Annotated in this window: 25 protein-coding genes and 1 riboswitch; of the genes, 22 read left to right on the forward strand and 3 right to left on the reverse strand. The window is 36.0% G+C overall.

From position 1 onward, the window contains the following. Positions 1–72: 72 nt before the first annotated feature. On the forward strand, positions 73–1,242 hold the full coding sequence (locus Q4566_RS10890; RefSeq protein ID WP_303421053.1) for a PLP-dependent aspartate aminotransferase family protein: 1,170 nt from the start codon (positions 73–75) through the stop codon (positions 1,240–1,242). An 84-nt stretch (positions 1,243–1,326) separates the two neighbouring features. Here the strand turns inward: Q4566_RS10890 and Q4566_RS10895 are convergent, their stop codons facing one another. After that, positions 1,327–1,686 carry a hypothetical protein gene (locus Q4566_RS10895; RefSeq protein WP_303421055.1) on the reverse strand — a complete coding sequence of 120 codons (360 nt, stop codon included), beginning with the start codon at positions 1,684–1,686 and terminating at the stop codon, positions 1,327–1,329. A gap of 97 nt (positions 1,687–1,783) precedes the next feature. On the opposite strand from Q4566_RS10895, the gene Q4566_RS10900 reads away from it, so the two are divergent. From Q4566_RS10900 to Q4566_RS11000, 21 genes are all read left to right on the forward strand, one after another. Continuing rightward, entirely contained in the window at positions 1,784–1,915 is a 132-nt protein-coding gene (locus Q4566_RS10900) for a hypothetical protein (protein ID WP_303421057.1), read from the forward strand. Between the two features lie 19 nt (positions 1,916–1,934). Beyond that, positions 1,935–2,315: a flavodoxin domain-containing protein gene (locus tag Q4566_RS10905; protein WP_303421059.1), complete on the forward strand. Its 381-nt coding sequence runs from the start codon at positions 1,935–1,937 to the stop codon at positions 2,313–2,315. 340 nt (positions 2,316–2,655) lie between these two features. Next, positions 2,656–3,693: a polysaccharide lyase family 7 protein gene (locus tag Q4566_RS10910; protein WP_303421061.1), complete on the forward strand. Its 1,038-nt coding sequence runs from the start codon at positions 2,656–2,658 to the stop codon at positions 3,691–3,693. Positions 3,694–3,796: 103 nt separating this feature from the next. Continuing rightward, the gene (locus Q4566_RS10915; protein WP_303421063.1) at positions 3,797–4,216 is read left to right on the forward strand and encodes an Rrf2 family transcriptional regulator; all 420 of its coding nucleotides are present in this window, start codon (positions 3,797–3,799) and stop codon (positions 4,214–4,216) included. Between the two features lie 161 nt (positions 4,217–4,377). Beyond that, the gene (locus Q4566_RS10920; RefSeq protein ID WP_303421065.1) at positions 4,378–4,635 is read left to right on the forward strand and encodes a DUF2061 domain-containing protein; all 258 of its coding nucleotides are present in this window, start codon (positions 4,378–4,380) and stop codon (positions 4,633–4,635) included. An 11-nt stretch (positions 4,636–4,646) separates the two neighbouring features. Then, entirely contained in the window at positions 4,647–5,267 is a 621-nt protein-coding gene (locus Q4566_RS10925) for a phosphoadenosine phosphosulfate reductase family protein (RefSeq protein ID WP_303421067.1), read from the forward strand. Positions 5,268–5,291: 24 nt separating this feature from the next. Continuing rightward, the gene (gene cysD / locus Q4566_RS10930; protein ID WP_303421069.1) at positions 5,292–6,197 is read left to right on the forward strand and encodes a sulfate adenylyltransferase subunit CysD; all 906 of its coding nucleotides are present in this window, start codon (positions 5,292–5,294) and stop codon (positions 6,195–6,197) included. 176 nt (positions 6,198–6,373) lie between these two features. Further along, positions 6,374–7,621, forward strand: a complete 1,248-nt coding sequence (locus Q4566_RS10935) for a sulfate adenylyltransferase subunit 1 (RefSeq protein ID WP_303421071.1) — start codon at positions 6,374–6,376, stop codon at positions 7,619–7,621. A gap of 235 nt (positions 7,622–7,856) precedes the next feature. Then, complete coding sequence (locus Q4566_RS10940; protein ID WP_303421073.1) at positions 7,857–9,944, forward strand: HEPN domain-containing protein; 2,088 nt, start codon at positions 7,857–7,859, stop codon at positions 9,942–9,944. A 28-nt stretch (positions 9,945–9,972) separates the two neighbouring features. Beyond that, positions 9,973–10,734, forward strand: coding sequence for a uroporphyrinogen-III C-methyltransferase (cobA, locus tag Q4566_RS10945; RefSeq protein ID WP_303421075.1), 762 nt, complete (start codon positions 9,973–9,975; stop codon positions 10,732–10,734). A 3-nt stretch (positions 10,735–10,737) separates the two neighbouring features. Further along, positions 10,738–11,313 (forward strand): bifunctional precorrin-2 dehydrogenase/sirohydrochlorin ferrochelatase, encoded by a 576-nt coding sequence (locus tag Q4566_RS10950; protein ID WP_303421077.1) that lies wholly within the window; start codon positions 10,738–10,740, stop codon positions 11,311–11,313. Positions 11,314–11,329: 16 nt separating this feature from the next. Then, a complete protein-coding gene (locus Q4566_RS10955) occupies positions 11,330–12,385 on the forward strand; it encodes an NAD(P)/FAD-dependent oxidoreductase (protein ID WP_303421079.1) in 1,056 nt (351 codons plus the stop codon). A gap of 175 nt (positions 12,386–12,560) precedes the next feature. Next, positions 12,561–13,298: a serine O-acetyltransferase EpsC gene (epsC, locus tag Q4566_RS10960; RefSeq protein ID WP_303421081.1), complete on the forward strand. Its 738-nt coding sequence runs from the start codon at positions 12,561–12,563 to the stop codon at positions 13,296–13,298. Beyond that, complete coding sequence (gene cysM, locus Q4566_RS10965) at positions 13,288–14,178, forward strand: cysteine synthase CysM (protein ID WP_303421083.1); 891 nt, start codon at positions 13,288–13,290, stop codon at positions 14,176–14,178. The genes epsC and cysM overlap by 11 nt, the downstream gene beginning before the upstream one ends. Positions 14,179–14,285: 107 nt before the next feature. After that, positions 14,286–14,398: riboswitch (SAM riboswitch) on the forward strand. Positions 14,399–14,451: 53 nt separating this feature from the next. Continuing rightward, complete coding sequence (locus tag Q4566_RS10970) at positions 14,452–15,459, forward strand: homocysteine S-methyltransferase family protein (RefSeq protein WP_303421085.1); 1,008 nt, start codon at positions 14,452–14,454, stop codon at positions 15,457–15,459. Positions 15,460–15,536: 77 nt separating this feature from the next. Continuing rightward, positions 15,537–15,818, forward strand: a complete 282-nt coding sequence (locus Q4566_RS10975; RefSeq protein WP_303421087.1) for an antibiotic biosynthesis monooxygenase — start codon at positions 15,537–15,539, stop codon at positions 15,816–15,818. After that, positions 15,818–18,493 (forward strand): methionine synthase, encoded by a 2,676-nt coding sequence (gene metH, locus Q4566_RS10980; protein WP_303421089.1) that lies wholly within the window; start codon positions 15,818–15,820, stop codon positions 18,491–18,493. The genes Q4566_RS10975 and metH overlap by 1 nt, the downstream gene beginning before the upstream one ends. 14 nt (positions 18,494–18,507) lie before the next feature. Continuing rightward, positions 18,508–18,753 (forward strand): hypothetical protein, encoded by a 246-nt coding sequence (locus tag Q4566_RS10985; RefSeq protein WP_303421091.1) that lies wholly within the window; start codon positions 18,508–18,510, stop codon positions 18,751–18,753. Positions 18,754–18,922: 169 nt separating this feature from the next. Continuing rightward, positions 18,923–19,879 (forward strand): methylenetetrahydrofolate reductase [NAD(P)H], encoded by a 957-nt coding sequence (metF, locus tag Q4566_RS10990; protein WP_303421093.1) that lies wholly within the window; start codon positions 18,923–18,925, stop codon positions 19,877–19,879. 33 nt (positions 19,880–19,912) lie between these two features. After that, positions 19,913–21,010, forward strand: a complete 1,098-nt coding sequence (locus Q4566_RS10995) for an acyloxyacyl hydrolase (protein ID WP_303421095.1) — start codon at positions 19,913–19,915, stop codon at positions 21,008–21,010. Further along, on the forward strand, positions 21,007–21,753 hold the full coding sequence (locus Q4566_RS11000; RefSeq protein WP_303421097.1) for a head GIN domain-containing protein: 747 nt from the start codon (positions 21,007–21,009) through the stop codon (positions 21,751–21,753). Before Q4566_RS10995 ends, Q4566_RS11000 begins: the two co-directional genes overlap by 4 nt. On the opposite strand, the gene Q4566_RS11005 is transcribed toward Q4566_RS11000, so the two are convergent. Together Q4566_RS11005 and pta are read right to left on the reverse strand one after the other, a co-directional pair. Further along, positions 21,739–22,926 carry an acetate/propionate family kinase gene (locus Q4566_RS11005; RefSeq protein WP_303421099.1) on the reverse strand — a complete coding sequence of 396 codons (1,188 nt, stop codon included), beginning with the start codon at positions 22,924–22,926 and terminating at the stop codon, positions 21,739–21,741. The genes Q4566_RS11000 and Q4566_RS11005 overlap by 15 nt on opposite strands. 2 nt (positions 22,927–22,928) lie before the next feature. Then, positions 22,929–25,019: a phosphate acetyltransferase gene (pta, locus tag Q4566_RS11010; protein WP_303421101.1), complete on the reverse strand. Its 2,091-nt coding sequence runs from the start codon at positions 25,017–25,019 to the stop codon at positions 22,929–22,931. Positions 25,020–25,051: the final 32 nt, after the last annotated feature.

Here is a 25,051-nt window from a genome sequence, read left to right on the forward strand (position 1 = left end):
AGGCGAAAAAAGATATAGCGGATAGCCCGACCCGATCGGGAAATGCCAGAATAAGAATTATTAAAAAGAATTATGAGTAATAACAAGAAATTTGAAACTTTAGCAATAAGAACGCAGACAGAAACGTCTCAGTTTTCGGAACATTCAGTGCCGTTGTATTTAACATCGGGCTTTGTTTTTGACGATGCTGAGGAAATGAGAGCCTCGTTTGCAGAAGAGAAACAACGCGATTTATACAGCCGTTACAGCAACCCCAATGTCAACGAATTTGTTGATAAGGTGTGTTTGATGGAAGGGGCGGAAGCTGGTTTTGCCTTTGCTAGCGGTATGGCTGCGGTGTTTTCAACGTTTGGTACTTTGTTAGACGCTGGAGATCACGTGGTGTCTTGTAGTTCTGTTTTTGGTGCAACCCATGGTTTGTTTACTAAATATTTGCCGAAATGGAATATTGAATATTCGTATTTCAATGTGAATGAAGTTGATAAAATTGAAAGCTTAATCAAGCCTAACACCAAATTTATCTACGCTGAAACACCTACAAACCCTGGTGTGGATGTGTTGGATTTAGATTTGTTAAGTGCCATTTGTAAAAAACATGGTTTGTTGTTGGTGATCGATAATTGCTTTGCGACGCCATATTTGCAAAACCCGATTAAACATGGAGCCGATTTGGTGATTCACTCGGCTACAAAATTAATGGATGGTCAAGGGCGTGTACTTGGTGGTGTGACCGTAGGTAAAAAAGAATTGATTCGAGAAATTTACTTGTTTTCAAGACTTACGGGGCCGTCGATGAGTGCGTTTAACGCTTGGGTGTTATCGAAATCTTTAGAGACTTTAGCGGTTAGAACAGATAAGCACTGTGAAAATGCTTTAAAATTGGCAACTTTTCTAGAAGGACATTCAAAAGTAAAATGGGTGAAGTATCCTTTCTTGAAATCGCACCCACAATATGAAGTGGCCAAAAAGCAGATGAAATTAGGAGGTAATATTATTGCTTTTGAAGTCGAAGGAGGAATAGAAGGTGGTAGAACATTTTTAGATGCGATTAAAATGTGTTCGTTATCGGCCAACCTAGGTGACACGAGAACGATTGTTACGCATCCTGCTAGTACAACGCATGCTAAGGTGGAGGCAGACGTAAAGGCTGCTGCTGGTATTTCCGATGGTATGGTGCGTGTTTCGGTTGGTTTAGAGCATGTAGATGATGTGATTGCCGATTTAGAGCAGGCTTTACAATAAGCTTAGATCTTATTTTAATATAATAAAAATGCCTTTGCTTGATTGTGAAGGCATTTTTTTGTGGTTTATGATTTGTCTTTGCTGTTACAGCTTAATATTGTTAACCTCTAATATACTTTGAATTTCATAGTTGAATAAGGTTTCGCTTAACAGCGCTTCAAATTGATTAACGCGGTCTTTTTTTATTCTGAAAACCACTTCGCTGTATGTGGTAGTGCATTTAATAGGTTGTAAATGATCTTCATTTTGACATGTCTCACAGTCGCAACAGGTTTTGCTTTTATAGGATGAAATGACTTCAAGTAAATTTTTTAATTCTGGTATGCTTAGTATAATGGCGATATCAGAGACTTGTAACTGTATTTTGTTGATTTTAGTGTCTGCTTCACTCAATATAAACGTTTGGCCTATAAAATTGCTATGTAGCGGTTCTAGGTAGTACATGGTTTTCTGTTTTTTTTAAATATATTAATTATTTTTATTTAGAATAAATAAAAATAATAATTAACTTTGTGTCAGAAATCTATATAAAGAGTTTATTATGAATGATAAAATAGGAGTGTTTTACGGTTCGGATTCTGGGGTTACAGACGATATTACTCGAGATTTAATTAGCTTTTGGAATGATGATAACTTAGAGGTTATGGAAGTTGGTAGATGCTACAGTCAATGACTTAGAGCAGTATCAAATCATGCTATTTGGCTTGTCCACTTGGTATGATGGCGATTTACAAAGCGATTGGGAGGAATTTTTTGATGATTTTCAAACGATAGATTTTAGTGATAAAGTCGTGGCTATTTATGGTCTAGGTGATCAAATTGGATATGCTGAATATTTTGTTGATGGCATAGGTATATTGGCCAAAGTGGTTTTAGAAAAAGGAGGGAAAGTTGTTGGGTATTGGCCTACGGAAGGCTGTCGATTTACCGATTCGGTAGCTATTGTAGACGGACAAAGAGATTTGTTCTATGGCCTTGCTTTAGATCATGATAATGAATCACAACTTACAGATGACCGGTTAACATCGTGGATTACTCAAGTAAAAGAAGAATTTTTAAGAGAGACTGCCTAGGCAGTAATTTTAATTTGTTAGTTTTTGTTACTAATTCAGGTTTGGCTTCGGCTCAACTCAACCAAAGGATTAAGAACGTGTTTTTAACCTTATAAATACCTTTACTATTGGTTTGTAAAGGTATTTTTTTTGTGGTGATCCTAATTAGAATTTGATAGTAAAACTATAACCACTTTTTAATTTTAGAAACTTACATTAGTATAAAAAAACTATGTCATTATTGTGATTACATCGATAGATATTGGTTTAATTCTAACATTTAACAGAATACAGACAAACTGGTTAACCAATTATTAGTACCTTAGCAGCGCTTTAATTTTAATTTAAAAAGCGCTATAATATGAAGAGATTACCTTATTTATTTATTATCCTATTTTTAAGTTTTGGAACCTACAACTGTAATAGTACAAATGATGATCTTGAAGATGTAGAGCAGGAAACACCTACCGATCCAGAAGAAGATAAGGAGACTGAGGTTGATCCTGAGCCGGAACCAGAACCAGAACCAGAACCTGAAGAGGATAACGATGGAGAACTTGACCCAAATAGAGCACCTTCTGGAAATTTTGATTTATCAACTTGGAATTTGAGTATTCCTGTGAATAGTGGGAAAGGTACAGCGCTTACAAAAACGGTGGCTGAAATAAATGCAGGTTATGAGCATGATGAATATTTTTATACCGCGGAAGATGGCGGTATGGTTTTTAAATGTCCTAATGATGGTTTTAAAACCTCTGTAAATACCTCATATACTCGTGTTGAATTACGCGAAATGTTGCGAGGAACGAATACTAGCATTAGTACCCAAGGGGTTAATAAGAACAATTGGGTTTTTGGTACAGCGCCGGAAACACATAAAAAAGCAGCCTTTGGATATGATGGAGAAATGACCGCAACATTGGCTGTAAATCATGTGACCACTACAGGAAGTAATAGTCATATTGGTCGCGTTATTGTTGGGCAAATTCACGCCAATGATGATGAGCCAGTTCGTATTTACTATAGAAAATTAAAAGATAACGATTTAGGATCTATCTATTTTGCTCACGAACCAACCGATGGTAATGGTGATGAGCAATGGCATGAAATGATTGGTTCCAGAAGTAACAGTGCTTCAAACCCTAGCGATGGTATCGCTTTAGATGAAAAATTTAGCTATACCATTAATGTTACAGGTGATTTGTTAACCGTTACGATTTCAAGAGAAGGGAAACCAGATGTGGTTAAAACCGTAGATATGACTAATAGTGGTTTTAATATTTCTGGACAGTACATGTATTTCAAAGCTGGTGTGTATAATCAAAATAATTCAGGTGATGCTGATGATTATGTACAAGCCACTTTTTATTCATTAGAAAAATCACATACAACCTATTAATTACTGAATCACAGCGATTCATTAAGATACTAAAACACCATAGAATTCTGTTCTATGGTGTTTTTTCGTTTTAAGGATATAATAAAATATCTATCTTAGCTGTATGTTATCTAAGAAAACGAAATACGGATTAAAGGCACTCACCTTTATTGCCAGAAGCGAAGGTGATTTACCATTACAAGTTGCCGAAATTGCCAAACAAGAACAAATTCCTCAAAAGTTTTTAGAAAGTATCTTATTAACGCTTCGTAAAGCAGGTATTTTAGGCTCCAAAAAAGGAAAGCATGGTGGCTATTATTTAAGAGAAACCCCAGAAGACATTTTAATGACCGATGTGATGCGTGTTTTAGAAGGCCCGATTGCTATGGTGCCCTGTGTAAGTTTGAACTACTACGAAAAGTGTGACGATTGTGTTGATGAAGATTTATGTAGTGTTAATAAATTGATGCTTCAAGTACGTGATAGCACACTTAATGTGTTCAGAAATACGACCTTAGCCGATTTGTCCCATCCAAAAGGATAAGAAATTCTTAAAAAACCTTCCTTTTCCTTAAAAAAATTAAATCGTATCCCGATAAATATTCCGATATGCTAAAAAGTTTGAGAATTACTTTTATATGTTATAAAATGTATTACTTTTGTAATCCCTACTAAATTGATAGGATTAATATAACACATCAACAAATGATTGCTCAGATGTTAATTAAAAATAAAGAAAAGTCTACATACAAAGAGGATAGTGCAACTGAAAAGCCAATTAGAAGTGTAGTGAAATCACTTAGTTGGAGAACTATCGGTACTTTAGATACGGTTTTAATTTCGTGGTTAGTCACTGGGGAGTTAACTTTAGCGTTTTCGATAGGTTCTATCGAATTGGTCACAAAAATGGTTTTATATTTTTTCCACGAACGTGCATGGAACTCTATTAAGTGGGGAAAATAAATAAAAGAATTATGTTTACAGAAAATCAAATAGAGGAACTAAATAAAGCGTTCAAAGATGCGGCACCGGCCGATATCATTAAAAAAGCGCTTGAACTTAATAATGAAGCCGTTGTTACAACAAATTTTAGACCATACGAAGCTGTTATTTTACATGCAGTTAATGCGGTGGCGTCTGAAATTCCTGTAATATGGTGCGATACGGGGTATAACACGCCTCAAACTTATAAGCACGCAGAAGAAGTTATTAAAGATTTGGCTTTAAATGTGTTTTTATATGTTCCTAAGCAAACATCTGCACATCGCGATGTAGTTATGGGAATTCCAACGGTTGATGCTCCAGAGCACGCTTTGTTTACAGAACAAGTGAAGTTAGAGCCTTTTACAAGAGCTATGGCAGAGCATAAACCAAAAGTGTGGTTTACAAATTTACGTCAAGGGCAAACAGCTTTTAGAAATAGTATTGGAATTTTTAGTTTAAGTAAAGATGGCGTTTTAAAGGTTAGTCCGTTTTACTTTTGGTCTGATGAAAAATTAGATGGATATTTAAAGCAAAATAATTTGCCTAACGAATTTAAATATTTCGACCCAACAAAGGCATTAGAAAATAGAGAGTGTGGTTTACACGCTTAATAATATATAGTTAAAAAGAATACGATGAAAAAAGACACGTCAAATATAAACTCGCTAGAAAACGAAGCGATATATATTATGAGAGAAGTAGCGGCACAGTTTGAAAAACCTGTGTTATTATTTTCAGGAGGAAAAGATTCGATCACGTTAGTACGTCTAGCGGTAAAAGCCTTTTACCCTGCAAAAATTCCTTTTCCATTAATGCATATCGATACGGGGCATAATTTTCCTGAAACGATTGAATTTAGAGATCGTTTATGTGAAGAATTAGGTTTAGAATTGATCGTAAGAAATGTTCAGGATTCTATTGATGAAGGTAAAGTAAAAGAAGAGTCTGGTCGTTATGCAAGTAGAAATATGTTGCAAACCACCACGCTTTTAGATGCTATCGAAGAATTCAAGTTTGATGCTTGTATTGGAGGTGCCCGTCGTGATGAAGAAAAAGCAAGAGCGAAAGAGCGTATTTTTTCTGTGCGTGATGATTTCGGACAATGGGATGAGAAGAACCAACGTCCTGAGTTATTTGATATGTTGAATGGCGATATTGAGCACGGTCAGAATGTACGTGTGTTCCCTATTTCAAACTGGACAGAATTAGATGTGTGGTCGTATATCGAACAAGAAAATATTGAAATTCCTTCAATCTATTTCGCTCACAAACGTAAAGTATTCTTAAGAGACGGTATGATTTGGTCTGCGGAAGATGACGTTGTTTACAGAGATGATAACGAAGAAGTGATTGAAGAAATGGTGCGTTTTAGAACCGTTGGGGATATGAGTTGTACAGCAGCAGTTTTATCTGATGCCGTTTCAATCTCTAAAGTTGTAGAGGAAATTAGAGATTCAACAATTTCTGAACGTGGTGCACGTATCGATGATAAACGTTCGGAAGCAGCTATGGAAAAACGTAAACAACAAGGGTATTTCTAGAGAGAAGCCCCCTAGCCCCCGAAGGGGGAATTAGCAAGTTTGCGAATAAAAAATAAACAAAAAGCTTATAAAGACATCATTTTAAAGTGTCCATACTAAGTAAAAAATAATAACAATATTCTTACCGCGCCCGAGTAAGGATTCCTCCCCCAGGGGAGGTTAGGAGGGGCTTCATTATGGAAGTATTAAAAATTGCAACAGCAGGAAGTGTAGATGATGGAAAAAGTACGTTAATCGGACGTATACTTTACGATACAAAATCATTGACAACAGATAAGTTAGAAGCCATTGAAAAAACAAGTAAGCAACGTGGTTACGATTACTTAGATTTTTCTTTAGCTACTGATGGTTTAGTTGCAGAAAGAGAACAAGGGATCACCATTGATGTGGCGCATATCTATTTCTCAACTAAGAAGAAAAGTTACATTATCGCAGATACACCTGGTCACGTAGAATACACACGTAACATGGTAACTGGAGCTTCAACATCTCAAGCGTCTATTATCTTAATTGATGCTAGAAAAGGAGTGATCGAGCAAACAAATCGTCACTTTTTTATCAATAATTTATTAAGAATTAAAGATGTTGTGGTTGCGATTAACAAAATGGATTTAGTTGATTATTCTGAAGAAACTTATAATAAAATCAAAGAAGATTTTTCAGAATTAATGAGCAAGAGAGATTACCAAGATCAGAAAATAACATTCATTCCTGTAAGTGCTTTAAAAGGTGATAACGTTGTAAACAAGACAGATAAAATGTCTTGGTATAAAGGTCAAACGTTATTAGAGCATTTAGAAGAATTAAATAAAAACGACATTTTTAACGTTGGTACACCACGTTTTCCGGTACAGTATGTAGTACGCCCTAAAACTGAAGAATTTCACGATTTTAGAGGTTATGCAGGGAAAGTTTACGGTGGGAACTTAAGTGTTGGTGATGATATAGTGGTGTTACCTTCTCAAACAAAATCGAAGATTAAAGACATTTATTTCTACGATGAGAAGTATGAAACGGCTTCAAGACGTTCTTCAGTAACCATTACTTTAGAAAATGATATCAATGTAAGTCGTGGCGACATGATTGTTAAAGCTGATGATCTTCCAACTATTGAAAAGCAATTTACGGCTAATGTATGTTGGATGGATGCTTCTAACTTAACAACAGGAGGTAAGTACTTAGTGCAACATGGTGTGAACAAAGTGTTAGCTAAAGTTGATAAAATAAACCATAAAATACATCCAGATTATTCTGGAATCGAAGAAGGCGCTACATCTTTAGGTGTAAACGATATTGCTTCGGTAACATTTAAATTGAACAAACCAATTTTTTACGATCAATTTAAAAATCACAGAACAAACGGTTCGTTCATTTTAATCGATCCACAATCGAATAACACGGTTGGCGCTGGATTCATCCAGTAAGAGAGAGAAAAAAGCCCCCTAGCCCCCATAGGGGGAATTAGCTAGGTTGCGAAAAAAACCAAACAGCTTTACAAAATTTTAAATTTTGTGAAGTGTTGAAAAATAAAACGAGTTTGCTCCTCCTGAGTAATAATTTCTCCACTATGGGGAGGTTGGGAGGGCATTTAACAACAATATTCTTGCACTACCCGAGTAAGAATTCCTCCCCTTTCGGGGAGGTTAGGAGGGGCATATCATGCAAACATTTAGATCAGAAATAGAGAATCCAATTGTAGAAAGGGATATCATTGAATTAGCTAATAAAATTGAGCTTTTTAATAATGGTAAGATTGATGAGGAAAAATTTAGAAGTCTTCGTTTGGCTCGTGGGGTTTACGGTCAGCGTCAAGAGGGCGTGCAAATGATTCGTATTAAAGTGCCTTACGGGAAGCTTAAAAGTAATCAGTTAAGAAGAATATCTGAAGTGTCTGATGAGTATTCTCGCGGACGCCTACACATTACCACACGTCAAGATATTCAAATTCATTATGTGGATTTGAATAGAACTCCAGAATTATGGGCCGAACTTGAAAAGGATGAGGTTACCGTGCGTGAAGCTTGTGGTAACGTGGTAAGAAACGTAACGGCTTCTGAAACTGCGGGTATTGATGTTAAGGAACCTTTTGATGTGTCTCCTTATGCAGATGCCCTTTATAAATTCTTCTTACGTAACCCAATTTGTCAAGAAATGGGACGTAAGTTTAAAGTGTCTTTCTCTTCGACTGATGAGGATACAGGATTATCATACTTACACGATATCGGTTATATCGCTAAAGTTCAAAATGGTGTTCGCGGCTTTAAAGTTGTTGTTGCTGGTGGATTAGGATCTCAGCCACGTCATGCCGATGTATTGTTCGATTTCATCGAAACGGATAAAATTATTCCAATCATGGAAGGTGTTTTAAGAGTTTTCGATCGTTACGGTGAGCGTAAAAGTCGTGCTAAAGCGCGTATGAAATTCTTATTGAAAGATATCGGTTTAGAAGCTTTCAAGGAATTAGTTGCTGAAGAACAAAAAGCAATCGAATTTAAAAGTGTAGCGATTGATGCTGATGCTTATGTGCCTTCAAAACCAGTTTCGGTTGAAGTACCTCAAGTTGAAATAAAAGATCAAGAAGCTTTCGAATTATGGAAATCTACTAACCTTATTCCTCAAAAGCAGGAAGGTTATGTAGCGATTGGAATCAAAGTGTTATTAGGTGATTTTTACACCGATAAAGCACGTTTATTAGCTGATTTAGTAGATAAATACGCTGCTGGAGAAGTGCGTTTGACTTTACGTCAGAATATCGTGATTCCTTTTGTTAAGGAAGAATTATTACCATTATTCTACCAGGAATTAGAAAAACTAGGTTTCGTTGAAGCAGGATATAATAAAGCTGTTGATATTACAGCTTGTCCTGGAACAGATACGTGTAACTTAGGAATTGCTAGTAGTACTGGGATTGCTGATGAGTTAGAACGTGTGATTAAAGCGGAATACCCACAATATCTTAAAAACGAAGATTTAGTAATCAAGATTAGTGGTTGTATGAATGCTTGCGGACAACACAATATGGCAAATATTGGTTTCCAAGGGATGTCGGTTCGTACGCCAGATAAATTAGTGGCTCCAGCTTTACAAGTATTATTAGGTGGTGGAAATCTAGGTGATGGAAACGGTGTTTTTGCTGATAAAGTGGTAAAAGTACCAAGTAAAAGAGGTCCAGAAGCTTTAAGACGTGTGCTTGATGATTATGAGGCTAATGCAGGTGGAAAATCTTATGTAGATTATTATAAAGAAAAAGGACAAAAGTATTTCTACGATTTCTTACAAGACCTACAAGATGTTAGTGATTTAAAACCAGAAGATTTTATCGATTGGGGAACTAACGAAGAGTATGTTAAAGAAATTGGAGTTGGTGAATGTGCTGGTGTTGTTATTGATTTAATTGCCACTTTATTTTTAGAAAGTGAAGAAAAAATTGATAATGCTAAAGAATCATTTGAAAACAAAGTGTATTCAGGGGCTATTTATTACGCATACCAATCTTTAGTAAATTCCGCGAAAGCGTTATTATTAGCAGAAAACAAAAAAACAAATACACATGCCGGGATCATCAAGGATTTCGATGAGCTATTTGTAGCTAGTGATAAAATTAATTTAGGTGTTTCTTTCGCTGATTTAATTTACCAAATCAATAAATTTGCTCCAACTGAAGAATTTGCAGCAAAATATATTGAAAATGCCAATGAGTTTTTAGCAAAGGTAAGAGCATTCAGGAATTCAGAAACAGTTGCTTAATTAAAGTATAGCAGAATAAAATTAATAAATGAAAGTAAAAACACCCATATTAACCGTTGTAGGTGCTGGTCCAGGAGACGAAGATTTAATTACGCTTAAAGCTATAAAAGCGATTGAGTCTGCCGATGTGATCCTATACGATGCGCTTATAAACGAATCACTTCTTAAATATGCTTCAAAAGATGCGGAGCTTATTTTTGTGGGAAAACGTAAGGGGTGTTACGCGTTTCAGCAGGAACAAATTAATGATTTGATTGTTGCTAAAGCGAAGGAAAAGGGACATGTTGTCCGTTTAAAAGGAGGCGACCCATTCATTTTTGGTAGAGGTGCTGAAGAGATTGATTATGTAAGACCATTTGGTTTAGAGACCTTTGTGGTGCCAGGAATATCGTCTTCAATTGCAGCGCCTGCTTACCAAGGGATTCCATTAACAAAACGTGGGGCTTCAGAAAGTTTCTGGGTGATTACTGGAACCACTAAAAAACACCAAATTTCTAGCGATGTGGCTCTAGCAGCCAAGTCGTCGGCAACTGTGGTGATTTTAATGGGCATGAGTAAGTTGAATGAAATTGTAGAGATTTTTTCTGCTGAAAATAAACAAGATGTATCTATAGCCATCATTCAAAACGGAACACGAGACAACCAAAATGTTGGTATCGGAACCATTGGAACCATTCAAAAGATTGTTGCAGAAAAAGGGTTGTCTTCTCCTGCAATTATAGTCATTGGTGATGTCGTGAGAGAACGCGCGGTATTAAGTTCTATTTATTCTGAAGTTAAAGAAGAATAGGTTATGGAAAGAAATAATTTATATCCCATTTTCCTTAAAGCGAAAAGTTTAAATATACTTATAGTTGGCGGAGGTTATGTGGCTGAAGAGAAATTAACCTTTCTTCTGAAATCAAGCCCTGATGCGAATGTCACGATGGTCTCTAAAATGTTTAGAGAAGATACCATAGCCTTAGCCAAAACGGGAAATGTTACGTTAATTGAAGATAAATACAAGAAAAAATATTTAAAAGGAAAGCATATTGTGGTTGCGACTACCAATAAGCCGAAAGTAAATATTAAAGTTCATAAACACTGTAGAGCAAAAAGTCTTTTGGTGAATGTTGCCGATAATCCGCCATATTGCGATTTTTATATGGGTGGTATCGTAACCAAAGGCAACGTGAAGGTAGCGATTTCTACAAACGGAAAATCACCTACGACAGCCAAACGTTTACGACAGTTTTTTGAAGATGTGATTCCAGAAAATGTAGATGATTTAGTGCAGAACTTGAACGAATACAGAAAAACAATAAAAGGTGATTTCGAGCAAAAGGTTGAGAAACTGAATGAATTCACCAAAGGATTAATTGAAAAATAAGTAAAAGTACCATACAATGATTGAAACAGATATACTAATAATTGGCGCGGGGCCAACAGGACTATTTACAGTATTCGAAGCTGGATTATTAAAACTGAAATGCCATTTAATTGATGCGTTGCCACAACCTGGCGGACAGTGTTCAGAATTATATCCAAAAAAACCAATTTATGATATTCCAGGATTTCCTGAAATCTTAGCTGGAGATTTAACTAAAAACTTACTTGAGCAGGCAAAACAGTTTGAACCTGGTTTTACTTTAGGTGAACGTGCAGATACGGTTGAAAAACAAGAGGATGGTACATTTATAGTGACTACAAATAAAGGAACAAAGCATCACGCTAAAGTGGTTGCTATTGCTAGTGGTTTAGGTAGTTTTGAGCCTAGAAAACCACAGCTTGAGAGCCTTGCTCAATTTGAAGACAAAGGTGTGGAGTATATGATTAAAGAACCAGAAGTGTATCGTGATAAAAACGTAATCATTGCTGGTGGTGGAGATTCTGCTTTAGATTGGTCTATCTTTTTAGCTGATGTAGCAAAAAGTGTGACACTTATACATAGACGTAACGAATTTAGAGGACATTTAGATTCTGTTGAAAAAGTTCAAGAATTAAAAGATGCTGGTAAAATTAATTTGATTACACCTGCTGAAGTTACTGATATTTTAGGAGATGGTAAGGTTGAAGCTATTGAAATTACAAAAAAAGGAGAAGAACCTTTTACTTTAGAAACTGATCATTTTATACCTTTATTTGGGTTATCACCTAAATTAGGACCTATAGCGAACTGGGGATTAGAAATTGAAAAAAATGCCATAAAAGTTAATAATGCTTTAGATTATCAAACGAATGTCCCAGGGATATTTGCTATTGGTGATGGTAATTTCTATCCAGGGAAATTAAAATTAATTCTTTGTGGTTTTCATGAAGCTACTATCATGTGTCAAGCAGCATATAAAATTATACACCCAGGGAAGAAAAATATTTTAAAGTATACTACAGTTTCTGGTGTAGATGGTTTTGATGGTTCTCGTAAAGAGGCTCCAAAAGCTGTTGTACAAGCGATTAATTAATAAGTTCAATTCAACCTTTTAGATTTGAATTTAAAAGGCTGTTAAAATAATATTCTAATCCTACAAAGTTTGTAAAAACCTTGTAGGATTTAGTATTTAAAATAGGAGTATTTAAAAGGATAAGTTTTACATTTATAATCTAAAATCATTAAGACTAATAAAGCATATAGCATATATGAAAAGTTATAACGTTTGCCTTAAAGACACCGCAAAAACATTTACTAAAAGATTGTTTTATTCTTTATTTGACTGTGAGCAAGAAGAAGCTCATGGTAAATATTTAGAGAAAAAATTTCTTAAAATGGTATCTAAGTTAGATATAGAGAATGGTGAGGAAATTTGGGAAAAATTTAAATCAGAACTTCCTGAAATCCGAAAAAAATTAGATTTAGACGCCATCGCTTTTGAAAGTAATGATCCGGCTTCACATAGTTTAGAGGAAATTTACATGGCTTACCCGGGGTTTCATGCCATTTCAATTTATAGGTTAAGTCACGCGCTTTATAAACTAGGTGTACACATTTTACCTCGAATGATGAGTGAATATATTCATGGTATTACAGGGGTGGATATTCACCCAGGGGCAACTATTGGGGAGTCTTTTTACATCGATCATGGAACAGGAATTGTAATTGGTGAAACAAGCATTATCGGTGAAAATGTTAAGATTTATCAGGGGGTAACACTTGGTGGTATTTCTGTGTCTAAAAATTTAGCATCTACAAAACGTCACCCTACCATTGAGGATAATGTTTGCATTTATGCGAACGCTACTATTTTGGGGGGCGATATTGTCATTGGCGCAAATAGTATTATTGGAGCGAATGTTTGGATCACAGAATCGGTTCCTAAAAATTCGTTGGTAACCTATCAAACAGAAATAAAAGTTAGACCTAAGAAGAATGGAATATAAAAATAGCATTATTGGTCAAATAGGGAGCACACCATTAGTTGAAGCAACACATCTAATCTCGAAAAAAGGGGTGCGTTTGTTTTTGAAGCTAGAAGGAAATAACCCGGGCGGAAGTGTAAAAGATCGTCCTGCTTTTCATATGATTAACGAAGCCTTAAAACGTGGCGACATTAAAAAAGGTGGTACTCTAGTTGAAGCTACAAGTGGAAACACAGGGATTGCCTTAGCTTTTATCGCGAAGTTATTAGGGTTAAATATGGTGTTAATTATGCCTGAAAACTCTACTGAAGAACGTGTCAAAACCATGCGTGCTTATGGTGCTGAGGTCATTTTAACGGCTTCAGATGTTGGTATTGAAGGTTCTCGCGACTTAGCTTTTAAACTTAGAGATGAAAAAGGCTATGTGTTACTCAATCAGTTTGAAAATCCAGACAACTGGAAAGCCCATTACCACACCACAGGGCCTGAAATTTGGGAAGCCACCAATCATAAAATCACACATTTTGTTTCTGCCATGGGAACGACAGGCACCATAACCGGTGTATCTACCTTTCTTAAAGAGCAAAATAAAGATATAACCATTGTAGGCGCACAACCTGCCGACGGGGCAAAAATTCCAGGGATTAGAAAATGGTCACCAGAATATGTGCCTAAATTTTTCGACCCTAAAAGAGTGGATATCGTTGTCGATGTCTCGGAAGAAGATGCCAAACAAACCACCATCGATCTAGCGAAAGAAGAAGGTGTATTTGCTGGAATGAGCAGTGGTGGTTCGGTGTTTTGTGCCTTAAAAATTGCCGAAACATTAGAAGAAGGTGTTATTGTCGCCGTTATTTGTGATCGCGGCGATCGTTACTTGTCGTCAACCCTATTTGAATAGTGGTTGCAATTTTTATCAAAATCCTGTGAATAAAGGAATATAGTTAGTATTTTTGTTCACGAAATCAATAACTATAAGAGTATTGAATTTTGTTCATTAACGTATTAATGTTATCAAGAAAGGATGAGGGATTAGACCCGTTGAAGCCTTGGCAACCCTTTATCTGGTAAAGAAGGTGCTACGTTCTACTGATAATTAAAAATTATTGGAAAGATAACGAGGAGTGATTTTACTTTTCTTGATGATATTATACTTAAAAAATAATATCAAAAAATGTCAAATATACAACAGGCTTTAAAAGAGCGGATTTTGGTTTTAGATGGTGCTATGGGTACCATGTTACAAGCCTATAAATTCAATGAAGATGATTTTCGTGGAGAGCGTTTTAAAGATTACCCAACACCATTGCAGGGTAATAACGATTTACTTTCTATCACGCAGCCTGAAGCCATAAAAACTATTCATGCCAAATATTTTGAAGCTGGAGCAGATATCGTAGAAACCAATACGTTTTCTGGAACGACCATCGCTATGGCCGATTATCAAATGGAAGATTTGGTTTATGAATTAAACTATGAATCGGCTAAAATAGCCAAAGAAGTTGCCAATGAATTCACAGCTAAAGAACCACATAAACCACGTTTTGTAGCAGGTTCAATCGGGCCAACAAATCGAACAGCAAGTATGTCACCAGATGTAAATGATCCTGGTTACAGAGCGGTAACTTTTGATGAATTGCGTATTGCCTACAAACAACAAGTAGAAGCTTTAATGGATGGTGGCGCTGATTTATTATTAGTTGAAACGGTTTTTGATACCTTAAACGCCAAAGCCGCATTATTTGCGATTGAAGAAGTAAAGGACGAACGCAATATTGATATTCCAATCATGTTAAGTGGTACCATTACCGATGCTTCCGGAAGAACACTTTCTGGGCAAACGGCTGAAGCTTTTTTAATTTCAGTATCTCATATTCCGTTATTATCAATTGGGTTTAATTGTGCTTTAGGAGCTAATTTGTTACAGCCACACCTAGAAGCAATCGCTAATAAAACAGATTTCGCTATTTCAGCACACCCGAATGCTGGTTTACCGAATGCTTTTGGCGAGTATGATGAATCACCAGAGGAAATGGGTGAGCAAATAGAAGAGTATTTAAAGAAGAATTTAATTAATATTATTGGAGGTTGCTGCGGCACATCGCCAGATCATATTAGCGTGATAGCGAAATTAGCAGCCAAATATAAACCAAGAATTCCTGCGGAGGCAGGAATTCTATAGCAGACGTTAATGTTGTCACTCGCTACAAATGAAGCTGAGTGAAAGCAAAACCTGAAAGGTCTATAAAAAAATAAAAAATGATTCTTGAAGTAGCTATTTTAAACATAAAGAAAGGACGTTCAGCTGAATTTGAAATTAGTTTCAGACAAGCAGAAAAAATCATTTCATCAATGAAGGGCTATGTCTCACACCAATTAAAAAAGTGTGTAGAGCAAGAAGATAAATATATATTATTAGTAAACTGGGAAACAATCGAAGATCATGAAATCGGATTTAGGCAATCTGATGAATATCAACAATGGAAAGCGTTATTGCACCATTTTTACGAGCCCTTTCCAACAGTAGAACACTATAAATAATGAAAATAAAACAAACCAAATACATGAAGCTGTCAGGTTTAGAACCACTAGTTCTAAACGAAAACAGCAATTTCATAAATGTAGGAGAGCGTACTAACGTTGCTGGATCTCGAAAATTTCTTCGTTTAATTAAGGAAGAAAAATACGATGAGGCTTTAGATATTGCACGTCACCAAGTAGATGGAGGAGCGCAAATAATTGATATCAATTTTGACGACGGACTAATTGATGGTAAAGAAGCCATGATTCGTTTTCTTAACTTGATTGCTGCCGAACCAGATATTTGTCGTGTGCCGATTATGATTGATAGTTCCAAATGGGAAATTATCGAAGCCGGACTTCAAGTGGTGCAAGGGAAATGTGTGGTGAATTCTATTTCATTAAAGGAAGGGAAAGAGAAGTTCGTTCAAGAAGCGAAGCTGATAAAACGTTATGGTGCTGCTGTCATTGTGATGGCTTTTGATGAAGTTGGTCAAGCCGATAATTATGAGCGCCGTATAGAAATCGCTAAACGTTCGTATGATATTTTAGTGGATGAAGTTGGTTTTCCTTCAGAAGATATCATTTTCGATTTAAATATATTTCCTGTAGCAACAGGAATGGATGAACACCGTAAAAATGCTATAGATTTCATTGAAGCCACACGCTGGGTTCGTGAAAACTTACCAAATGTAAGCGTGAGTGGTGGTGTGAGTAATGTATCATTTTCATTTAGAGGAAATGATGGGGTTCGTGAAGCGATGCACTCGGTGTTTTTATATTACGCGATTCAAGCGGGAATGAATATGGGAATCGTTAATCCTGCGCTTTTAGAAGTGTATGATGACATTCCGAAAGATTTATTAGAGCATATTGAAGATGTTATTTTAGACAGACGTGATGATGCTACCGAGCGTTTATTAGATTTTGCTGAAACTGTAAAAGGTTCTAAAGTTGAAAAAGGTCTGGATTTATCATGGCGTGAAAACCCAATTCAAGATAGAATTACACATGCTTTAGTAAAAGGCATTGATGCTTTTATTATTGAAGATATTGAGCAAGCGAGACAAGAAGCAGAAAAACCTATTGATGTAATCGAAGGTCATTTAATGATTGGTATGAACGTGGTTGGCGATTTATTTGGTGCAGGAAAAATGTTTCTGCCTCAAGTAGTGAAATCGGCACGTGTGATGAAAAAAGCTGTAGGTTATTTAAACCCGTTTATTGAAGCTGAAAAAACAGATAAACAAGAGCCTGTTGGTAAAATTTTAATGGCGACTGTAAAAGGTGATGTTCACGATATTGGTAAAAATATTGTAAGTGTTGTTTTAGCGTGTAACAACTACGAAATTGTAGATTTAGGGGTTATGGTGCCGCCAGAAAAAATTATTGAAATGGCGATAAGTGAACGTGTTGACGCGATTGGGTTATCAGGTTTAATTACACCGTCGCTTGATGAAATGGTGTATTTAGCAAAAGAAATGCAACGTCAGAATTTTGTATTGCCATTATTAATTGGTGGAGCAACAACGTCGAAAGCGCATACGGCTGTTAAAATAGACACACAGTATAATAATGCGGTTGTACACGTAAATGATGCTTCAAGAGCAGTAACTGTGGTTGGTGATTTGTTGAATAAGAAAACATCTCACGAATATGTGGCTAAAATGAAAGCTGATTATGATGAGTTTAGAACTAAGTTTTTAAAACGTGGTAAAGAAAAATCATATATTTCTATAGAAGAAGCGCGTAAACGAAAATATAAAATTGATTGGGAAACGTCTGAAATTGTTAAACCTAATGAGTTAGGGGTTCAGATGCTGAAACAAATTAGTTTAAAAGAATTAGTGCCGTTTATAGATTGGAGTCCGTTTTTTAGAAGCTGGGATTTACATGGTAAATTTCCAGATATTTTAACTGATGACCTTGTTGGAGAGCAAGCCACAATCATGTATGAAGAAGCTCAAGTTATGATTCAGGAAATTATTGCTAAGCAATCGTTGAAGGCCAAAGCTGTTTTCGGATTGTTTGAAGCGAATTCGATAAACGATGATGATATTTCCATTCAGAAGAAAGGCGAAGAAATCGCTGTTTTTAGGACGTTGCGTCAGCAGTTAAAGAAACGCGAAGGTATTCCTAATCATGCCTTAGCTGATTTTATTGCTCCTAAAGATTCTGGTAAAAAAGATTATATGGGTGCTTTTTGTGTGGGTATTTTTGGCGCACAAGAATTAGCTGATAGTTATAGAGCTAAAGACGATGATTATAACGGGATTATGGCACAGGCCATCGCCGATAGATTTGCTGAAGCTTTCGCTGAATATTTACACAAACAAATTCGCGTGAAACATTGGGGTTATGCTTCAAATGAAGATTTAACTAACGACGATTTAATTAAAGAAACTTATAAAGGTATTCGTCCGGCACCAGGTTATCCTGCTTGTCCAGATCATTTAGAAAAAGAAACCATTTGGGAGCTTTTAGATGTTGAAAAAATAATAGGAGTGACCCTTACTGAAAGTTTAGCCATGTGGCCAGCAGCAGCGGTTTCTGGTTATTATTTCGGGAATCCGGAAGCCAAGTATTTTGGTGTAGGGAAAATCACCGACGACCAAGTGACCGATTATTGTGAGCGTAAAGGGATTCCAAAGGATAAAGCTAGGAAGTGGTTGCATGCGAATATTGCTGATTCTTAAAAAAAGAAAAAACGATGAGTTTTATAGAATTAACACTGGGGAGTTATATTATTTCTCATGGGTACGATACCAAAAAGAATAAGGAGATTTTAGAACACGTAAAATCTGATTCTTTTGCTAAAAAGTGTATTGCGGTTTCGCGAATAAAATCGCTTAGTGAAACGTATGTTCTAACCGATTATGTAGATGGCAGATGGATATACTGGGAATATGAAGAGAATTATAAAGACGTAATGCAACAACTAGTAAGTCTGCGTTAGGGATAGTAGTGGAAAGCCCGCAGTGCAACGAGGACTTGTAACGGATAGCCCGACCCTTGCGGTAACGCCCAATAAATACAAAGAAATCATTAGTGAATTCGTTGTAAAGGAAAATTAAAATTAATATTGATGAGATTCCCACCTTCGTGGGAATGACAAAAAATAGCTGATGAAAGTAACAGATCACATAAAAAAAGCAAACGGAAAAACATTATTTTCTTTTGAAGTTATTCCACCGCAAAAGGGGAAAAATATTCAAGATTTATACAATAATATTGATCCGTTAATGGAGTTTAATCCGCCATTTATAGATGTAACAACTTCTAGAGAGGAGTTTGTTTATGTAGATAAGGGCAACGGGCTTCTAGAAAAACGCATTACACGTATGCGTCCGGGAACTGTTGGTATTTGTGCTTCTATTATGCATAAATATAAGGTGGATGCCATTCCGCACTTGCTTTGTGGCGGATTTACTAAAGAGGAAACTGAATATGTGTTAGTCGATTGTCACTATTTAGGTATTGATAATGTCGTGGCTTTACGTGGTGATGCTAGAAAAGACGAGTCATATTTTATCCCTACAAAAGATGGAAACGCTTATGCTAGTGAATTGGTTCAGCAAATTTCAAACTTGAATAAAGGTCAGTACTTACACGATGATATTAAGGTAGAACACAACTACGATTTTTGTGTGGGTGTGGCAGGATATCCAGAAAAACACATGGAATCACCGTCGTTAACTACCGATTTAAAACGCTTAAAAGCAAAAGTTGATGCTGGAGCAGATTACGTGGTGACGCAGATGTTTTTTGATAATCAGAAGTATTTCGATTTTGTTGCTAAGGCTAGAGAAATAGGGGTTACGATTCCAATTATTCCAGGGATTAAACCTTTAGCTGTGAAGCGTCATTTACAAATTTTACCACAGGTGTTTAAAATAGATTTACCAGAGGATCTTATTGAAGCTGTAGAGGGCTGTAAAGACAATAAGGCTGTGCGTCAAGTAGGTATTGAGTTTGCTATTCAGCAATCTAAAGAACTTAGAGATGCTGGTGTGCCATTTTTACATTATTATTCTATGGGGAAAAGTGACAACGTGCAGGCGATCGCATCGGCATTGTTTTAATTTCATTTACATTTGCCGAATATAAAATTGTTGATGAAGTATTACCTGTTTTGTTTGTGTTGTTTATTTTGTACTCTGGGTTTTGGGCAAGATAAAAAACATACGTCTACAATAGATTTAAATTATTTCTACGGAAATATTGCTGAACACAATCCAGATATATCTCATTTAATTACGGGCCACCCGGAAGGTTTTATGTTGAGCTGGAACCGCAAAACGTTTGGTTTTGAAGACTGGGAGCAGCGCTACAATTATCCTGATTTGGGGGTGACCTACGCCTACCAGAATATGAAAAATGAGTACTTGGGAAGCTTGGCTGCCTTGTATGCGCATTACAATCTATACTTTTTAAATCGCCATCTCATGCTTCGTTTGGGACAAGGTATTGCATACACAGACAGCCCATATGATAAGGAGACTAATTACCGAAATGTGGCTTATGGTTCTCATCTATTGAGCAGTACTTTTTTGATGCTTAATTATCGAAAGGAACGTATTTTCGATAGATTCGGACTTCAAGCGGGGTTAACTTTAATTCATTATTCAAACGGAAGTTTTAAATCGCCCAATACAAGCACAAATTCTTTATTGTTAAACGTCGGACTTACGTATAATATTGATGAAGACCCTCTAGAATATCAGTATACGTTAGCGGAAAACGATAGAAAATTCACTGAACCTTTTCGATTTAATTTTACCTTCAGTTCGGGAGTCACAGAAAGTGATGTTGTTGGTAGCGGGCAGTTTCCGTTTTACACCTTATCGGCAGCTGTAGATAAAAGGATTACGCGAAAAAGTGCGTTTCAATTAGGAACCGAAGTGTTTTTTGCCATGGCATTGAAAGAGCTTATAGAATATTATAGCGTCGCTTATCCCGAGGAAGATATTTCAGGTGATGAAGACTATAAACGTGTTGGTGTGTTTGTAGGGCATGAGCTATTTATTAATAAGTTGTCTATAATAGGGCAACTCGGTTACTATGCCTATTACCCTTATGATTTTGAAGGTCGTGTGTATTTAAGACTGGGGATGAAGCAATATTTTGGAAAACGGATGTTTGGAAAAATAAGCATCAAATCACATGGTGCAAAAGCAGAAGCTGTTGAATTTGGGGTTGGAATAAGGATATGAAGAAATTATTATACATATGTGTTTTAGGACTCCTTTTAGCTTGCGATAGCGAATCGGCAAACAATTGTTTTCAAACCACAGGAGACCTTATTCAAAAAGAAATCCAGTTGGATGAATTTGAAACTATTTTTGTAAATAAAGATATCGAACTCATTATTAAAGAAGGTCCTATTCAAAAAGTACTTATAGAAACAGGTAAAAATTTAATGCCTGACGTGACAGCTACGGTTGAAAACGGCAAGTTAACTTTGATCGATAATAATAGCTGTAATTTGATTCGCGATTACGAACCGACAAGAGTATATGTCACTTCACCAAATATTACAGAAATACGAAGTTCTACGCAACGCGATATCAAATCAGATGGTGTTTTAACCTACCCAGATTTAACCATTTTATCTGAAAATTATGGAGCTCCTGGAACCTACACTAACGCTGATTTCTATTTGGAAGTAGATAACGAAAGATTAACGTTTGTATTTAATAACTTGTCGAATGCTTACGTTACAGGAAATACAGAAAATTTGAGTGTGACTTTTGCAGCTGGAACCTCTCGTTTTGAAGGCCGTGAACTAATTGCACAAAAAATATGGGCTTATAATAGAAGTTCAAATGACATCATAATAAACCCGTACCAAGAACTTAAAGGAAAGATCTCGAGTACGGGTGATATTATTTCTGTTAACAAACCTCCAATTGTAGAGGTTGAAGAAGTTTACGAAGGACGATTAATTTTTGAATAAATCTACCGATTGCTTCGCGATTTCTAACTCTTCATTCGTTGGAATGATAAGAATTTTAGTTTTTGAAGTTGGTAAACTAATCTCACGAATATCGCCAGAACGTTTTTTGTTTTCTTCTTTATTTAATTCTAATCCGAAGTAATCCATGTCTTCACAAACCATCTCACGGATTAAATCGGAGTTTTCTCCAATACCCGCTGTAAATACTATGGCGTCAATTCCGTTTAAAACGGCAGCATAACTACCAATGTACTTTTTAATACGGTAGGTGTTCATTTCTAATGCTAACTGACATTCTTTATTGCCTTTAGCAGCTTCAGCTTGAATATCCCTTAAATCACTATAGCCTGTTAAACCTAGCATACCACTTTTCTTCTGTAAAAGGGTATTGATATCATCAACGCTATAATCTAATTTAGAAGCCAGGTGAAATACAACCGACGGATCGATAGCTCCAGAACGTGTTCCCATGATTAAACCATCTAAAGGTGTTAACCCCATAGAGTGATCGATACTTTTTCCGTCTTTAACAGCCGTCATACTACAACCATTTCCTAAGTGAATTGTGATGATTTTTGATTCTTTTTTACCAAGAAATTCAATGGCTTTTTCAGAAACATATTTATGACTTGTTCCGTGGAAACCATATAAACGAATGTTGTGTTCGGTTACAAATTCCTTAGCAATCGCATATCTATAGGCTTGTTCTGGAATGGTTTGATGGAAAGCCGTATCAAAAACAGCCACTTGTTTCGCTTTAGAGAAAATAGTTTCAGCAACCTCTATCCCTTCAAAATTAGCAGGGTTGTGAAGTGGTGCTAAACTAAAAAGACCTTTTATTTGTTCTTTAACTTTTGGCGTGATCTCAGTTGTTTTATCAAAAAGTGACCCGCCTTGAACCACACGGTGGCCTACAATATCAATATCGTCTGCCGATTTGATAATGCCTGTTTTAGCATCTAAAAGTTGTTCAGATAGTAATGATAAACCTTCTTTATGGTTTAATATTGGTGTTTCAAGTTCAATTTTATCGTTGTCCGTTTTATAGATAAATTTGGCATCATCCATACCAATACGTTCTATAAGTCCAGAGCATAAAATAGTGGCTTCTGGCATAGAAAACAATTGAAATTTCAGTGATGAACTTCCTGAGTTTAAAATAAGTACTTGCATTTTTATATATCTTGAGCTTGAATTGCTGTTATTATTACTGTACTGTAAATATCATCTGCAGTACAACCTCTACTTAAATCGTTAACCGGTTTGTTTAAACCTTGTAACATAGGGCCAATAGCTAAGGCACCAGTTTCTCTTTGTACAGCTTTGTACGTGTTGTTTCCTGTGTTTAAGTCAGGGAAAACTAAAACACTCGCTTGTCCTGCAACTTCAGAATCTGGTAATTTGCTTTTTCCGATACGCATATCTACTGCTGCATCGTATTGAATAGGCCCTTCAATTTTCATATGAGGCGCTTTTTCTTTAGCAATTTCAGTTGCTTTTCTTACTTTATCAACTTCTTCACCTTTTCCTGAAGAACCAGAAGAATAAGATAATAAGGCTACCTTAGGTTCTACACCAAAATCTTGAGCTGTTTGAGCAGATGAAATAGCGATTTCAGCCAGTTGTTCTGCATTAGGGTTCGGATTAATGGCACAGTCACCAAATATAGACACACGATCTTCTAAGCACATAAAGAATACAGAAGACACAATGTTGACACCTGGCTTCGTTTTAATAAATTGAAGTGCTGGTCTTAAGGTGTGTTGTGTAGTGTGAACAGCCCCAGAAACCATACCATCTGCATGACCTTTGTGAATCATCATGGTTGCGAAGTATGATACATCACACATGGTATCTTTAGCCATTTGAAGGTTAACGTTTTTATGTTTTCTTAATTCGTAAAACGTATTTGCATAATCTTCATAATGCTCCGATTCTTGTGGCATCACAACATTCACATCCTTTAAATCTAAAGGAATGTCTTGTCTTGTAATAACCTCTTGAATCTTATCTTTTTCACCAATTAAGGTTAATTTAACAACGTGTGCATCAATTAATCTTGCAGCCGCTCTTAAAACACGTTCGTCGTAACCTTCTGGTAAAACAATGTGTTTTTTGTTTTTTAACGCACGTTGTAACAAGTTGTATTGAAACATTCTAGGTGTGAAAATTCCAGATTTAAAGGTGATTAAATCATTCGCCAATTTATCAGTATTCACGTGTTTTTCAAACGTTGCAATAGAAGTTTCTATTTTTTCGATGTTATCGGCGTAAATTTTTGTTTTAATCTTACCAATTTTATTGGTTATCGAGAATGTGCCTTCTTTTGCACTAATAATTGGAACAACGCCGTTAAGACCTTCAATTAACTTTAAAATGGTGTCTTCAGGAATTAAACCTCCTGTTAATACAATTCCGGCTACTTTAGGGTAATTTTTAGATACGTGTGCTTGTAAGCCTCCTAAAATAATATCGGCTCTATCGCCAGCAGTAATAATTAAACAGTCGTCTTTTATGTGATTTAAAAAATTACGCAATTGCATAGTCCCTAAAATAGCACTGTCCACTTGATTATTTAGCATGTCTTTACCGAAAAGGACTTCTCCATCAACGTTTTTGATGATTTCTTTGATTGTTGGATTTGCTAAACTCGCAATCTTAGGGATAACCGTAATATCAGTATCTCCTCCAATTCTATCCTTTAATAGGACTTTTAAATCGTTAACGTCGGAAGGAGCAACCTTATTTGCCATGATAGACAGTACATCTACTTCTTCTTTAAAAGTATCATAAGCCAACTGTACATTGTCTGTGATTTCTGAAATTAGTAAATTATCGCCACGAGAAACTAGAATAACTGGAAGACTCAAGTTTTTAGCAATAAGTGTATTTATATCTAGCTCCAAACTCGAATTTTCATGAGAGAAATCAGTGCCTTCTACAAGAATAAAATCAAAACGTTCTTCTAGATGTTTATATTTTTTTATCACTTCGTCAATAACATCTCCAGCTTTGCCTTTGTTGTATAAATCGAGAACTTCACTACGCTTAAATGCGAATGTTTTTTTGTAATTGAGATCAATTTCGAAATAAGACATCACCGTATCAATGTGGTTGTCTACTTCGCCTGCTTCAGTGTCTTCAATAATAGGTCTGAAGTATCCTACTTTCGCTGTTTTTCCTAATAGCATACGCATTAAACCAAGTACAACGACAGATTTTCCGCTGTTAGGTTCAATAGTTGCTACATAAATACCTTTACTCATGTTGTGTTTTTTCTAATTTAACAAGATTAATT

Origin of the sequence: Tamlana sp. 2_MG-2023 (genome assembly GCF_030548465.1) — a bacterium.
Taxonomy (GTDB): domain Bacteria; phylum Bacteroidota; class Bacteroidia; order Flavobacteriales; family Flavobacteriaceae; genus Pseudotamlana.